This window comes from Kitasatospora sp. NPDC058063 (genome assembly GCF_042885395.1).
Classification (GTDB): Bacteria; Actinomycetota; Actinomycetes; order Streptomycetales; family Streptomycetaceae; genus Kitasatospora; species Kitasatospora lactacystinica.
In genome coordinates this window covers 473,069-487,919 of record NZ_JBHVSD010000004.1, presented here as the reverse complement: position 1 = coordinate 487,919, position 14,851 = coordinate 473,069, and the positions used below count along the sequence as shown (strand labels likewise).

General features: G+C 74.0%; 7 protein-coding genes. All 7 read left to right on the top strand.

Annotation, left to right across the window (positions count from 1 at the left end; genetic code table 11):
• A partial coding sequence (locus ACFVUY_RS09985; RefSeq protein ID WP_387728734.1) for an amino acid adenylation domain-containing protein occupies nucleotides 1–3,019 on the top strand: 3,019 nt, incomplete at its 5' end.
• The gene (locus ACFVUY_RS09980) at nucleotides 3,016–10,197 is read left to right on the top strand and encodes an amino acid adenylation domain-containing protein (RefSeq protein WP_387728732.1); all 7,182 of its coding nucleotides are present in this window, start codon (nucleotides 3,016–3,018) and stop codon (nucleotides 10,195–10,197) included. The genes ACFVUY_RS09985 and ACFVUY_RS09980, both read left to right, overlap by 4 nt.
• Nucleotides 10,198–10,226: 29 nt before the next feature.
• A complete protein-coding gene (locus ACFVUY_RS09975; protein ID WP_387728730.1) occupies nucleotides 10,227–11,237 on the top strand; it encodes an ATP-binding cassette domain-containing protein in 1,011 nt (336 codons plus the stop codon).
• Entirely contained in the window at nucleotides 11,234–12,022 is a 789-nt protein-coding gene (locus ACFVUY_RS09970) for an ABC transporter permease (RefSeq protein WP_363383315.1), read from the top strand. The genes ACFVUY_RS09975 and ACFVUY_RS09970 overlap by 4 nt, the downstream gene beginning before the upstream one ends.
• 38 nt (nucleotides 12,023–12,060) lie before the next feature.
• Nucleotides 12,061–12,915: a tryptophan 2,3-dioxygenase gene (locus ACFVUY_RS09965; RefSeq protein ID WP_387686841.1), complete on the top strand. Its 855-nt coding sequence runs from the start codon at nucleotides 12,061–12,063 to the stop codon at nucleotides 12,913–12,915.
• A 38-nt stretch (nucleotides 12,916–12,953) separates the two neighbouring features.
• Complete coding sequence (locus ACFVUY_RS09960) at nucleotides 12,954–13,535, top strand: hypothetical protein (protein ID WP_387686839.1); 582 nt, start codon at nucleotides 12,954–12,956, stop codon at nucleotides 13,533–13,535.
• Nucleotides 13,535–14,839, top strand: coding sequence for a cytochrome P450 (locus ACFVUY_RS09955; protein WP_387686836.1), 1,305 nt, complete (start codon nucleotides 13,535–13,537; stop codon nucleotides 14,837–14,839). The genes ACFVUY_RS09960 and ACFVUY_RS09955 overlap by 1 nt, the downstream gene beginning before the upstream one ends.
• Nucleotides 14,840–14,851 lie beyond the last annotated feature (12 nt).

Here is a 14,851-nt window from a genome sequence, read left to right as displayed (position 1 = left end):
CACCCGCTCCGACGTGGCCGACCGGGTACCCGAGGGCCGTCCGGTCGTCGTGCTGGACGATCCGGCGGTCGTCGAAGCGGTGGCAGCCCGGTCGGCGGAGGAACTTGCCAGTCCGGCATGGCTGTTGAGCCCCGCCTACCTCATCTACACCTCCGGCTCGACCGGCCGCCCCAAGGGTGTCGTGGTCTCGCACTCGGGTGTCGCGAGCCTGCTCGCCACCCAGGTCGAGCGCTTCGAGGTAGGCGACGGCTCGCGCGTCCTGCAGTTCGCCTCGCCGAGCTTCGACGCGGCCTTCTGGGAGCTGTGCATGGGCCTGCTCTCGGGCGCGGCCCTGGTCGTCGTCCCCGCCGAGCGGCTCGCCGCCGGCGAGGAACTGACCGGAACGCTCGCGGAGTTCGGCGTCACCCACGCGACGATCCCGCCCGTGGTCCTCGCCGCGATGGAGCCCGAGGCGCGGCTGCTGCCCGGCGGCACGCTGGTCTCCGCCGGTGAGGCCCTGTCCGGCGAGGTCGTCGGCCGCTGGTCGCCCGGCCGCCGGCTGGTGAACGCCTACGGCCCGACCGAGTCCACCGTCTGCGCCTCGATGAGCGGCGCCCTCGGCGGAGCCGTCGCACCGCCGATCGGCACGCCGGTGTTCAACTCCCGTCTGTACGTGCTGGACCCGGCGCTGCGCCCGGTGGCGCCCGGCGTGGTCGGCGAGCTGTTCATCGCCGGTCCGAGCCTGGCCCGCGGCTACCTGAACCGGCCCGACCTGTCCGCCCAGTGCTTCGTCGCCGACCCGTACGGCCCGGCCGGTGCCCGGATGTACCGCACCGGCGACCTCGCCCGCTGGGGCGCGGACGGCCAACTCGTGTACGTCGGCCGCGCCGACGACCAGGTGAAGGTGCGCGGCTTCCGGATCGAGCTCGGCGAGGTGGAAGCGGCGCTGGCCGCGCAGGAGGGTGTCGGCCAGGTGGCCGTCGTCGTGCGCGAGGACCAGCCGGGCGTGCGTCAGCTCGTCGGCTACGTCGTCCCGAGCGAGGGCGCCGAGCCCGTACCCGCCGAACTGCGCTCGCGCGTCGGCGAGTCGCTGCCCGACTACATGGTTCCCGCAGCCGTCGTCGTGCTGGACGCCTTCCCGCAGACCCCGAACGGCAAGCTGGACCGCAAGGCCCTGCGCGCCCCGGACCTGTCCACCGCCACCACCGGCGGCGAGGCCCGCAGCGACCGCGAGGCGACCCTCGCGGAGCTGTTCGCCGGACTCCTCGGCCTGGAGAAGGTCGGCGTCCACGACAGCTTCTTCGACCTGGGCGGCGACAGCATCGTCTCCATCCAGCTGGTCAGCCGCGCCCGCAAGGCCGGCCTGGTGATCACCCCGCGCCAGGTCTTCGAACGCAAGACCGTCGCCGCCCTCGCCGCCGTCGCGGGCAGCCTCGACCAGGTGGTCAGCGACGGCCCGGACGACGGCATCGGCGAGGTACCGCTCACCCCGACCGTGCACTGGCTGCGCGAACGCGGCGGCCCGATCGGCCGGTTCAACCAGTCGACCCTGCTGCACGCCCCGGCCGAGCTGACCGAGGAGCACCTGACCGCCGCCCTCCAGGCCGTGCTGGACCACCACGACGCGCTGCGCCTGCGGTTGATCCGCGACACCGGCCAGTGGCGCCTGACCGTCCCCGGGCGCGGCGCCGTCGACGCGGCCGGCTGCGTCCGGCGGGTCGACACGAGCGGCCTGGACGCGGACGAGCTGCGCGCCCTGACCTCCGCCGAGAGCGAGGCCGCCTGGGCCCGAATCTCCCCGGATGACGGCGCCATGCTCCAGGCGGTCTGGTTCGACGCCGGCCCCGGCGACACCGGCCGACTGCTGCTGGTCGCCCACCACCTGGTGATCGACAACGTCTCCTGGCAGGTCCTGGTCCCCGACCTGGCCGCCGCCTGCGCGGCGCGCGTCGCCGGCCGGGAGCCGCAGTTGCAGCCCACCGGCACCTCCCTGCGCCGCTGGGCCGAGCACCTGGTCGAGCTCGCCCACAAGCCCGAGCGGGTCGCCGAACTCGCCCTGTGGGAGGAGATGCTGGACATCCCGGACGCCCTGCTCGGCGACCGCCCGCTGGACCCGGGCCAGGACGTGCTGGGCACCATGCGCTTCCTCACCCGGACCGAGCCCGCCGAGCACGTCACCCCGCTGCTCACCACGCTGCCCGCCGCCTACCACGCCGGCGTCAACGACGTGCTGCTGACCGCGCTCGCCCTGGCCGCCGCCGACTGGCGGGCGGCCCGGGGAGAGGAGGACGAGACCGCCGTCCTGGTCGACCTGGAGGGTCACGGCCGAGAGGACGTCGTCCCGGGCGTGGACCTGTCCCGCACGGTCGGCTGGTTCACCAGCCTGCACCCGGTGCGGCTGGACGTCGACGGCGTCGACCTCGCGCAGGTCGCGGACGGCGGCCCGGGCGTCGGCCAGGCGCTGAAGCTGGTCAAGGAGCAGCTGAGAGCCCTGCCCGACCACGGTCTCGGCTACGGGCTGCTGCGCCACCTCAACCACGACACTCGGGACTCGCTGGCCGAACTCCTCGGCCCGCAGATCAGTTTCAACTACCTCGGCCGCACCCCGGCGGCCGCCGGTGCCACCGCCGAGCCGTGGACCCCGGTGGCCGAGGAGGGCATGGTCGGCGGCGCCGACCTGTCCGGCGGCCGGCCCGAGCCGGAGACGCCGATGACGCACGCGCTCGCCGTCAACGCGCTCACCGAGGACCACCCGGACGGGCCGCGACTGCTGCTCGTCTGGTCCTGGCCGCAGACCCTGCTGCGCGAACAGGACGTGGCCGAACTGGCCGACTGCTTCAGCCGGGCCGTGCGTGCCCTGGCCGCACACGCCGAACGCCCCGAGAGCGGCGGCTTCACCCCGTCCGATCTCTCCCTGGTCTCGCTGAGCCAGGACGAACTGGACGGTTTCGCAGCGGAGTTCGACCAGGACTTCACCGACGAGCTGGACGAGGACGAGGTCGAGGACGACTTCGAGGACGAATGGGAGACCGCAAAGTGACCGAGTCCGGCGTGCAGAACCCCGGCACCAACACCCGCCGGAGCAGCGGCGCGAAGAAGTCCGCCGTCGAGGACATCCTCCCGCTCTCCCCGCTCCAGGAGGGCATGCTCTTCCAGGCCCTCTACGACCAGGACGGCCCCGACCTCTACGTCCACCAGCTGCTGCTGGACCTCCAGGGCCCGCTGGACACCCGCGCCCTGCGCCTGGCCGCCCGCACACTGCTGGAGCGGCACGCCAACCTGCGGGTCGGCTTCCGCAGCGACAAGGTGAGCAAGCCCGTCCAGCTGGTGCACCGCAAGGTCGCCGTGCCGTGGGAGCAGATCGACCTCAGCGCCCTGGACCCGCAGCGCCAGGAGGCCGAGCTGGCCCGGCTCGCCGACGAGGACCAGGCCCGCCCGTTCGACCTCACCCGCCCGCCGCTGATGCGCTTCACCGTCCTGCGGCTGGCTCCCGAGCGGTTCCGGCTGATGCTGACCAAGCACCACATCCTGATGGACGGCTGGTCGGTGCCGGTGCTGATCCGGGAGCTGTTCGAGCTGTACGGCAGCCGGGGCGACGCCTCGGTGCTGGCCCCGGTCACGCCGTACCGCGACTACCTCGCCTGGCTGGCCGACCAGGACGCCGACGCCGCCGAGCGGGCCTGGCGCATCGCGCTGGCCGAGATCGACGAGCCGACCCTGGTCGCGCCCGCCACCCGCGGCCGCGCCATGGTGCGCCCGGGCTGGCTGCGCCACCAGGTGCCCACCGAGGTCGCCACCGGCCTGCAGGCGCTCGCCCGCAGCCACGGCCTCACCCTCAACACCGTCGTCCAGGGCGCCTGGGGCTTGCTGCTGAGTGTGCTGACCGGCCGCGAGGACGTGGTGTTCGGCGCGATCGTCTCCGGCCGCCCGCCGGAGATCCCCGAGGTCGACACCATGGTCGGCCTGTTCATCAACACCCTGCCGGTGCGGGTCCGGCTGCGGGCCGGCGACTCCCTGCTGGGCGCGCTCACCCGGCTGCAGGCCGAGCAGAGCGAACTGCTCGCCCACCAGCACGTCAGCCTCACCGACGTGCAGCAACTCGCCGGGCACGGCGAGCTGTTCGACACCACGCTGGTGTACCAGAACTACCCGGTGGACCCGACCACCGAGCACCTCGAGGTGGCCGGCGTCCGGTTCTCCGGCGTGGACGGACGCGACGGCGCGCACTACCCGCTGAACCTGGCCGCCGGCCTGATGGGCGAGGACCTGCACCTGCGGCTGTGCTACGCCCCCGACCTGTTCGGCGAGGACGAGGCGCAGGCCGTGCTCGACCGGCTGCTGCGGCTGCTGGCCGCCATCGCCGCCGACCCGGAGCAGCCGATCGGCCGGCTCGACGTGCTCTCCGCCGGGGAGCGCCGCCGGCTGCTGACCGACTGGAACGACAGCGCCCGCGAGGTGGCTCCGGCCACCCTGCCCGAGCTGTTCCAGGCCCGTGCCGCCGCCGACCCGGACGCGCCCGCGCTGCTGTTCGGGGACACCGTGGTCTCGTACGGCGAGCTCAACGAACGCGCCAACCGGCTGGCCCACCACCTGATCGCGGCCGGGGTCGGCCCGGAGCAGTTCGTCGCCGTCGCGGTGCCCCGATCGGTGGAGCTGATCGTCGCCCTGTGGGCCGTCGCCAAGGCCGGCGCCGCCTACCTGCCGCTCGACCCGCAGTACCCGGCCGACCGGCTGGCCTTCATGCTTGCCGACGCCCGGCCGGTGCTCGGTCTCGCCACCGCCGCCACCGCCGAACTGCTCGGCGCGGCCGGCGCCGAGGTGCCGAGCGTCGTCCTGGACGACCCGGCCACCCTCGCCGCCCTGGCCGCTCGCCCGGCGAGCGACCCGACCGACGCCGACCGCATCGCCCCGCTGCACCTGGCCAACCCGGTGTACGTCATCTACACCTCCGGCTCCACCGGCCGCCCCAAGGGCGTCGTCGTCCCGCACCGGGGCCTGGCCAGCCTGGTCACCACCCAGGCCGAGGCCGTCCAGGCCGGGCCTGGCAGCCGGGTGCTGCAGTTCGCCTCGGTCAGCTTCGACGCCGGTTTCTGGGACATCTCGATGGGCCTGCTCTCCGGCGCCGCCCTCGTCCTCGGCAGCGCCGACGACGTGCTGCCCGGCGAGCCGCTGGCCGAGCTCGTCCGCCGGCACGCCGTCACCCACGCCACCCTGCCGCCGGTCGCGCTCGCCGCGCTGCCGACCGGTGACGAGGTGCTGGCCGGCGCCACTCTGGTCTCCACCGGCGACGCCTGCACCCCCGAACTGGTCGCGCGCTGGTCGCCCGGCCGCCGACTGCTCAACGGCTACGGCCCCACCGAGACCACCGTCGGCGCCACCATGAGCACCGCCCTCACCCCCGGCGGCACCCCGCCGATCGGCCGTCCGTTCGCCAACTCCCGGGTGTACGTGCTCGACCGCGCACTGCGTCCGGTGCCGCCCGGCGTGGCCGGCGAGATGTACATCGCCGGCGAGGGCCTGGCCCGCGGCTACCTCAAGCGTCCCGGCCTGACCGCCGAGCGCTTCGTCGCCGACCCGTACGGCCCGCCCGGCGCCCGGCTCTACCGCTCCGGCGACCTCGGCCGCTGGCGCGCCGACGGGCAGCTGGAGTTCGCCGGCCGCGCCGACGACCAGGTGAAGGTCCGGGGCTTCCGGATCGAGCTCGGCGAGATCGAGTCCGTCCTCGGCCTGCACGCCGCGGTCGGTCACGCCGCTGTGGTCGTGCGCGAGGACGAGCCCGGCGACAAGCGCGTCGTCGCCTACCTGGTGGCCGCCGAGCGGCAGACCGTCGCCGTGGACGAGCTGCGGGAGTACCTGGGCGCCAAGCTGCCGGAGTTCATGGTCCCGTCAGCCTTCGTGGTGCTCGACGAATTCCCGCTGATGCCCAACGGCAAGGTCGACCGCAAGGCCCTGCCCGCCCCCGAACTCGCCGGCGAGCCCGCCGGCCGCGAGCCGCAGGGCCCCGAGGAGGAGGCGCTGTGCGCGCTCTTCGCCGAGATCCTGGGCCTGCCCTCGGTCGGCGTCGACCAGAGCTTCTTCGAGCTCGGCGGGCACTCGCTGCTCGCCACCCGGCTGGTCAGCCGGGTCCGCTCCGACCTCGGCGTCGAACTCCCCATCCGCGCCCTGTTCGAGGCACCCAGCGTGGCCGGGCTCGCCGAGCGGGTCGCCGCGGCCGGTGGCGCCCGGGCCGCGCTGAAGGCGGGCCCCAGGCCCGAGGCCGTCCCGCTGTCCTTCGCGCAGCGCCGGCTCTGGTTCCTCAACCGGATGCAGGGCCCGGACGCCACCTACAACGTCCCGCTGGCCGTCCGGCTGCACGGCGCCCTCGACCGCGCCGCGCTGGAGGCCGCCCTCGCCGACCTCACCGCGCGGCACGAGAGCCTGCGCACCGTCTTCCCCGACCGGGACGGCGAACCGCGCCAGCACGTCCTCGACGCGGCGGACGCCCGGCCCGCGCTGACCGTCACCGGCACCACCGAGGACGGCCTCGAAGCCGCGATCCAGCGGTCCGCCGGCCGCGGCTTCGACCTCTCCGTCGACCAGCCGCTGCGCGCCGACCTGTTCGTGCTCGCCCCCGAGCAGCACGTGCTGCTGCTCACCGTCCACCACATCGCCACCGACGGCTGGTCGATCGCCCCGCTCGCCCGCGACCTCTCCACCGCCTACGCGGCCCGCAGCCGGGGCGAGGCCCCGCGCTTCCGGCCGCTGCCCGTCCAGTACGCCGACTACGCGCTCTGGCAGCGCCACGCCCTCGGCAGCGAGGACGACCCGAAGAGCCAGGCCACCAAGCAGCTCGCACACTGGCGCCGGACCCTGGACGGCCTGCCCGACCAGCTGCGGTTGCCCACCGACCGGCCCCGCCCGGCGGTCGCCGCCCACCGCGGCGACGGCGTGGCCTTCCGGCTCGACGCCAGGCTGCACGCCCGCCTCGCCGGGCTCGCCCGGGACGGCCGGGCCAGCATGTTCATGGTCCTGCAGGCCGGCCTCGCCGCCCTGCTCAGCGCCCACGGCGCCGGAGACGACCTGCCGATCGGCACCCCGATCGCCGGGCGCACCGACGACGCCCTGGACGACCTGGTCGGCTTCTTCGTCAACACCCTGGTGCTGCGCACCGACACCTCGGGCGACCCGACCTTCCGCCAGCTGATCGACCGGGTCCGGGACACCGACCTCGCCGCCTACGCCCACCAGGACCTGCCGTTCGAGCGGCTGGTCGAGGTGCTCAACCCGCGCCGTTCGCTCGCTCGGCACCCGCTGTTCCAGGTGATGCTGACCGTCCACAACAACACCGAGGCCACGCTTGACCTGGCCGGGCTGCGCGCCGAGCCGTACACGCCCGCCGAGCAGGGCGCCAAGTTCGACCTCGCCGCCCACCTCGGCGAGCGCTTCGACGCCGCGACCGGGGCCCCGACCGGCATCGACGGCGTCCTGCAGTACGACACCGAGCTGTTCGACCGTGCCACCGCCGAGCGGCTCACCGAGCGGCTGGCTCGGCTGCTCACTGCCGCCGCCGAGGCCCCGGACCAGCCGATCGGCGGGATCGACCTGCTCGGCCCGGACGAGCGCCGGCAGCTGCTCACCGAGTGGAGCGGCGCCGAACGGCCCGTTCCGGTGGTGCCCGTCCCGGAACTGTTCCAGGCCCAGGTCGCCCGCACTCCCGGGGCCACCGCCCTGGTGGCCGGCGCCGACGTGCTCGACTACGTCGAGCTGAACGCCCGCGCCAACCGGCTCGCCCGGGTGCTCGTCGCGCGCGGCGCCGCCCCCGGCACCCTGGTCGCGCTCGCCCTGCCGCGCAGCGCCGACCTGGTCGTCGCCCTGCTCGGGGTGCTCAAGAGCGGCGCCGGCTACCTGCCGCTCGACCCGAACCACCCGGCCGAGCGCACCCGCCAGGTGCTCGCCGACGCCATGCCCAAGCTGCTCCTGACCGACCGCGAGGGCTTCGAACTGCCGGACGGCATCGAGGTGTTGCTGCTTGACGAGCTCCGCGGGCCGGCGGCTGCCCAGTCGGCCGTCGACCTCACCGACGCGGACCGCAGCGCGCCGCTCGACCCCGGCCACCCGGCCTACGTCATCTTCACCTCCGGATCCACCGGCCGGCCCAAGGGCGTCGTGGTCGAGCACCGCTCGGTCGCCGACTACCTCGGCTGGGCCGCCACCGCCTACCCGGCCGCCGCCGGCGCCGCCCTGCTGCACTCGCCGGTCACCTTCGACCTGACAGTCACCGCGCTCTACACCCCGTTGGTCACCGGCGGCACCGTCCACCTGGCCCCGCTCACCGAGGACGCCGCCACCGAGGCGGCCCTGGCCGACCAGCCGGTCACCTTCCTCAAGGCGACCCCCAGCCACCTGCCGCTGCTCGCCGAACTGCCCGACGCGTTCTCGCCCACCGGCGAACTGCTGCTCGGCGGCGAGGCCCTGTACGGCGAGGCCGTCCGAGCCTGGCGCGAGCGCCACCCGCAGGCCACCGTGGTCAACGTCTACGGACCGACCGAGGCCACCGTCAACTGCACCGAGCACCGGATCGAGCCCGGGCAGCCGCTGCCGGCCGGCCCCGTCCCGATCGGCCGCCCCTTCCCCAACACCCGCGCCTACGTGCTGGACGCCACGCTGCGCCCGGTGCCGCCCGGCGTGCCCGGCGAGCTGTACATTGCCGGGGCGAGCCTGGCCCGCGGCTACCTGGGCCGCCCCGCCCTGACCACCGAGCGCTTCACCGCCGACCCGTACGGCCCGGCCGGCGCCCGGATGTACCGCACCGGCGACCTCGCCCGCTGGACGGCGGACGGCCGGCTGGTTCACCTCGGCCGGGCCGACGACCAGGTCAAGCTGCGCGGCCACCGGATCGAACTCGGCGAGATCGAGGCCGTGCTGGCCGGCCACCCGGACGTGGTCCGGGCGGCCGCCGTGCTGCGCGAGGAAACGTCCCGCTCCGCCGAGGACGCCCCGACCGGCGACCAGCGGTTGGTCGCCTACGCGGTGCCCGCCGAGGGCGCCGAGGTCGAACCCGCCCAGCTGCGCGCCCACCTGGCCGCCCTGCTGCCGGACTACATGGTCCCGGTCGCCGTGGTCGTGCTCGACCGGCTGCCGCTCAGCAGCCACGGCAAGATCGACCGATCCGCCCTGCCCGCACCGGAGTTCGGCCCCGCCGCCGCCGCCGCCGGCCGCGCCCCGCGCGACGAGCGCGAGCGGCAGCTGCTCGCCCTGTTCGCCGAAGTGCTCGGCGTCACCGGGCTCGGCATCGACGACAACTTCTTCGACCTCGGCGGGCACTCCCTGCTGATCACCCGCCTGGCCGGGCGGATCCGCGAGACCCTGGGCGCCGAACTGACCATCCGCAGCCTGTTCGAGGCGCCCACCGTCGCCCGGCTCGCCGAACGGCTGGCCGACCGTGCCACCGGGGACCGCTTCGACGACACGCTCGACGTGCTGCTGCCGCTGCGCGCCGGCGGCAGCCGGCCTCCGCTGTTCTGTGTCCACCCCGGCCTCGGCATCGGCTGGGTCTACTCGGGCCTCGCCCGCAGCCTGGACGACCGCCCGCTGTACGCCCTGCAGGCCCGCGGCCTGCGCGGCGACGACGACCGGCTCCCGGCGAGCGTCGAGGAGATGGCCGAGGAGTACCTGGCGCGGATCCGGGCCGTCCAGCCCGAGGGGCCGTACCACCTGCTCGGCTGGTCCTTCGGCGGCGTGGTGGCCCAGGCGATCGCCGCCAGGCTGGAAGCAGCCGGAGAGCGGGTCGCTCTGCTCACCCTGCTGGACGCCTATCCGCACGGCAGGGAACACGTCGAGCACGACGGCGCCGCGTTCCGCCGCGAACTGGTAGGCCTGACCGGATCCCCGGCGCCGGAGGGCGAGCTGAGTCACGCGCAGGCCGCCGAACTGCTGGGCGCGAGTGCACTGCCCGGCATCGAGGCCCGGCACGTCGCGGCGATCGAGCGGGTCGCGGCGAACAACGGCCGACTGGCCGACGCGGTGCGCCCCGCCGTCTTCCGGGGGGACGTCCTGTACTTCTTCGCCACTGAGGGCCGGGACGCGGACGCGCCCGCCGTCGAGTCCTGGCAGCCTTACCTGACGGGGGAGTTCGAACTGGTCGAGGTCGCCTGCCCGCACGACGCGATGACCGCGCCCGGCCCGCTCGCCGCGATCGGCCGCACGCTCGCCGCGCGGCTTCACCGCAGTAGCCACTGAACCTTCCGACGAACAACAGGAGTTGAGGCATGGAGACAGCGATCAGGGCGGCCGGCCTGCGCAAGCGGTACGGTGACCACCAGGCGCTGAACGGGGTGGACCTGTGTGTCCCGGCCGGCACCGTGCTCGGCGTGCTCGGCCCGAACGGTGCGGGCAAGACCACCACCGTACGGATCCTGGCCACCTTGCTGGACGCGGACGAGGGCACCGCCGAGGTGGCCGGCTACGACGTCCGCACCCAGCGCCGGGACGTCCAGCGCAGCATCGGCCTGACCGGCCAGTACGCCGCCGTGGACGAGCAGTTGACCGGCCGGGAGAACCTGCGGATGGTCGGCATGCTGCAGCGACTGGACCGGCGCGCGGCGGGCCGGCGGGCCGCCGAACTGCTGGAGCGCTTCGACCTGGGCGAGGCCGCCGACCGGCGGGCCGGCACCTACTCCGGCGGCATGCGCCGCCGGCTCGACCTGGCCGCCAGCCTGGTGGCCGACCCGGCGGTGCTCTTCCTGGACGAGCCCACCACCGGCCTGGACCCGGCCAGCCGGCTCGCCCTGTGGGCGATGATCCGCGAGCAGGTGGCGGCCGGCGTCACCATCCTGCTCACCACCCAGTACCTGGAGGAGGCCGACCAACTGGCCGACCGGATCGTGGTGGTGGACTCCGGGCAGGTCATCGCCGAGGGCACCTCGGACGAGCTGAAGCGCCGGGTCGGCGGCGAGCGGCTGGAGGTGCGCCCGGTGGACCCGGCGCAGCTGCCGGCTGTCACCGAGGTGCTTGCCGCGCTGCCGGGCTCCGTCCCGGCGCTCTCCGAGGACGGGCGCTTCGTGTCCGTCCGGCTCACCGCCGCGAACTCCGGTCTGGCAACCGCCGCCGCCGAGTTGGAGCGGCGCGGGATCGAGGTGGTGGACTTCGCGCTGCGCCGGCCATCGCTGGACGAGGTGTTCCTCACCCTCACCGGCCAGGGCGGCCGGCCCGCCGCTGAGCCGAACGAGCCCACGGAACTCACGGAACTCAAGGAACTCAAGGAACGGAGCCTGGCATGACAGGCGTACTCGTCGAGGGCACGGTCTGCGTCGAGCGGCACCTGCGGCACCTGATCCGGATGCCCGGCAAGCTGGTCAGCGCGATCCTGCTGCCGATGGTCTTCGCGCTGCTGTTCGGCGTGCTGTTCGGCAGCGTGATCGACGTCCCGGGCGGCGGCTACCATGAGTTCATCATGGCCGGGATCTTCACCCAGGGCGTGATGTCGGCGGTGCCCAACACGGCGGTCGGCACCGTCGAGGACCTGCGCAACGGCCTGACCGACCGGTTCCGCTCGCTGCCGATGTCCGGCGCGGCGGTGCTGATCGGCCGCACGGTCGGGGACACCGCGCTGCGTGCTCTGAGCTGCCTGGCGATGGCGGTGGTCGGACTGCTGATCGGCTGGCGCACCCACACCGGCGTCCTGTCGGTGCTGGCCGGCTTCGGCCTGCTGCTGCTGTTCGGTTTCGTGATGGCCTGGGTCGGCGCGCTGATCGGCCTGTCGACCGGCAACGCCGAGACCGCTTCGGGGGTGCCCTCGGTGCTGCTGATGCCGGTGATGTTCCTGTCCAGTGCCTTCATCCCGCTCACCGGACTGCCGCACTGGCTGGCCGTGGCGGCCGAGTGGAACCCGCTGAGCGCGGTGGTCGGCGGCTGCCGCGACCTGTGGGGCAACCCGCAGGCCACCGCTTCCGGCTCCTTCCCGGTGCAGCACCCGGTGCTGCTGAGCCTGCTGTGGATGGCCGTGCTGTTCGCCCTGGTGGCACCGCTGGCAGTGCGCAAGTACCGCACTGCCGCAGCCCGTTGAACGACTCCTGAGACCCGAGTGAGACCTAGGAACGTCCGATGACCGAGATGATGACCGAACCGACGGCCGGCCTGGAGCGGGGCCCGGCGGATGGGCCCGAGGCCCCGATCAGCTACGGCGGCTATCTGGAGGTGCCGGGCCTGCTGGAGCTGCAGCGCCCGCGCACCGAGGCCCACGACGAACTGCTCTTCATTGTCACCCACCAGACCTTCGAGCTCTGGTTCGCCTGCGCGCTGCGCGAGTTGGAGCGGGCGCGGGATCTGATCCAGCAGGGCCGCACCGGCCCGGCCCGATGGTGCCTGCGCCGGATGCGCGAGATGGTCCGGCTCTGGGTCGTCCAGATGGACGTGCTGGGCACCATGACCCCCGAGGGTTTCAACGAGTTCCGTGGCGTGCTGGGCGAGTCCAGCGGCTTCCAGTCGGTGCAGTTCCGCGAGCTGGAGATGATCTGCGGCCTGCGCGAGCGCCGCTACCTGACGCTGCCGGGCTCCACCACCGCCGAGTGCGAGAGACTGAACCGGCGCTTCGAGGAGCCCTCGCTGCGCGACGCCTTCACCGCGCTGCTGGAGCGCAACGGGCTCGACGCCGAGGCGCTGTTCGTCCCCGGCCTGGCCCCGGACGAGCTGCGCGAGCTGGCCGAGGACCTGCTGGAGTTCGACGCGGCCTTCCACCAGTGGCGCTACCGGCACTGGCTGTTGGTGGTCCGCGCGCTCAGCTCGCGGCCGGGCACCGGCGGCAGCGCGGGCGCGGAGTTCCTGCGCCGGACGCTGGACCAGTGGTTCTTCCCCGAGCTGCACGAGGCCCGCACCGGAGTGTCCGACGTCCGCAAGGACACCGCCGCCGAGTCGGCCGGCCCCGGCTGCCCGCTCGGCCACGGCACCGCCACCGCCTGAGCACCACCGCACAACACCACCAGGACAGGAGTGGGATCGTGGAGTTGGACCGTCTGCTGCCGCAATGGGACCACACCGAGCGGCACCGGATCGCGGTGCCGGCGACGACCGACCCGGCGGTGGCGATCGCCGCCGTCGAGGCCGTCCGCTTCCGGGACGTCCCGGTGTTCCACGCGATCACCACCGTCGGCACCCTCGGCACCAAGCGCGGCCAGTCGGGGCGCCCGTTCCTGGCGTCCATGCTCTCCGGGGGCTTCGCCGTGCTGCACCGCTCGGCGGACGAACTGGTCATCGGCGCCGCCGTTCGCACCACCGGCGGCAGCGGGCCCGCCGACCTCGGCGACGGACCCGGGGCCGCCTTCCGGGACTTCGACCAGGACGGCCACTACAAGGTGGCCTTCAACTTCCACTGCGCGGGTGGCGAACTGTCCACCGAGACCCGGGTGCTGAGCACCGACCCGGCCACCCGCCGGCGCTTCAGGCGGTACTGGTTGATGATCCGGCTGCCCAGCGGCCTGATCCGCCAGGAGTGGTTGCGAGCCGCCCGCCGCGGGCTGGAACCGGCCGCGCTGACTGGCTCGCAGCCACCGGAAAGCCCTTCTCTTCGGAAAGACCTGTGATGACCGTACCGAGCACCGAACCCGTGGCCACCCCGTCGGCCGTCGACCTCGACGCCCTCGGCGCCGTGGACGCCCTCAGCGCCGCCGAAGCCGTCGACGCCCTCGACCTGGACGCGGTCGACCTCACCGACCCGCGGACCTTCGTCGGCACCGACCTGTACGCCCTCTGGCGGCGCTTCCGCACCGAGCGCCCCGTCCACCAGCACCGCGCCACCGCGCAGTTGCCCAGCTTCTGGGCGCTGACCAGGTACGACGACGTGCTGGCCGTCTACAAGGACAACCAGCGCTTCACCTCCGAGCGCGGCAACGTGCTCACCACCCTGCTCCAGGGCGGCGACTCGGCCGGGGGCAAGATGCTCGCCGTCACCGACGGCGCCCGGCACCGGGCGATCCGCAACCTGATGCTCCGCTCCTTCTCGCCGCGCGCCCTCGACCACGTGGTGGCCCAGGTCCGGCTGCGCACCACCGAGCTGCTGGGCCGGGCGCTCGGCCAGGGCACCTTCGACTACGCCGCCGAGGTCGCCGAGCACATCCCGATGGGCACCATCTGCGACCTGATGGCCGTGCCCCCGCAGGACCGCCAGCGGCTGCTGGACTGGAACAAGCAGGTGCTCAGCGCCGACAGCGCGGACGGCAGCGCCGAGGAGGCGTGGCTCGCCCGCAACGAGATCCTGCTCTACTTCTCCGACCTCGCACGGGCCCGCCGCCGCAACCCCGGCGACGACGTGATCAGCGCGCTCGCCACCGGCGAGGTGGACGGGGTGCCGCTGTCCGAGGACGAGATCATCTTCAACTGTTACAGCCTGATCATCGGCGGCGACGAGTCCAGCCGGATGGCCTCCATCGGTGCGGTGCTCGCCTTCGCCCAGCACCCCGAGCAGTGGCGGGCGTTCAAGGCCGGGCAGGTGAGCGTGGCGAGCGCGGCGGAGGAGATCCTGCGCTGGACGACGCCCGCCATGCACTTCGGCCGGCGCGCCCTGGTCGACCTGGAGATCGGCGGCCGGCAGATCGCCGCGGGCGACATCGTGACGCTCTGGAACACCTCCGCCAACTTCGACGACGAGGTCTTCGCCGACCCGCGGACCTTCGACCTCGCCCGCACCCCCAACAAGCACGTGACCTTCGGCTACGGCCCGCACTTCTGCCTGGGCGCCTTCCTCGGCCGCGAGGAGCTGAAGGCCCTGCTGGAAGCGCTGCGCGAGCAGGTGGCCGGCATCGAGCAGGCCGGGCCGGCCGCCCGGGTCTACTCCAACTTCCTGTTCGGGTACAGCACCCTGCCGGTGACCCTCCACCCGGAGCGCTGAGCCCGTACGCGC

What these genes read in the sequence shown, in the direction of transcription:
- ACFVUY_RS09970 (WP_363383315.1), top strand. Translation starts at nt 11,234, where the DNA reads ATGACAGGCGTACTCGTCGAGGGCACGGTCTGCGTCGAGCGGCACCTG.
- ACFVUY_RS09965 (WP_387686841.1), top strand. Translation starts at nt 12,061, where the DNA reads ATGACCGAGATGATGACCGAACCGACGGCCGGCCTGGAGCGGGGCCCG.
- ACFVUY_RS09955 (WP_387686836.1), top strand. Translation starts at nt 13,535, where the DNA reads ATGACCGTACCGAGCACCGAACCCGTGGCCACCCCGTCGGCCGTCGAC.
- ACFVUY_RS09975 (WP_387728730.1), top strand. Translation starts at nt 10,227, where the DNA reads ATGGAGACAGCGATCAGGGCGGCCGGCCTGCGCAAGCGGTACGGTGAC.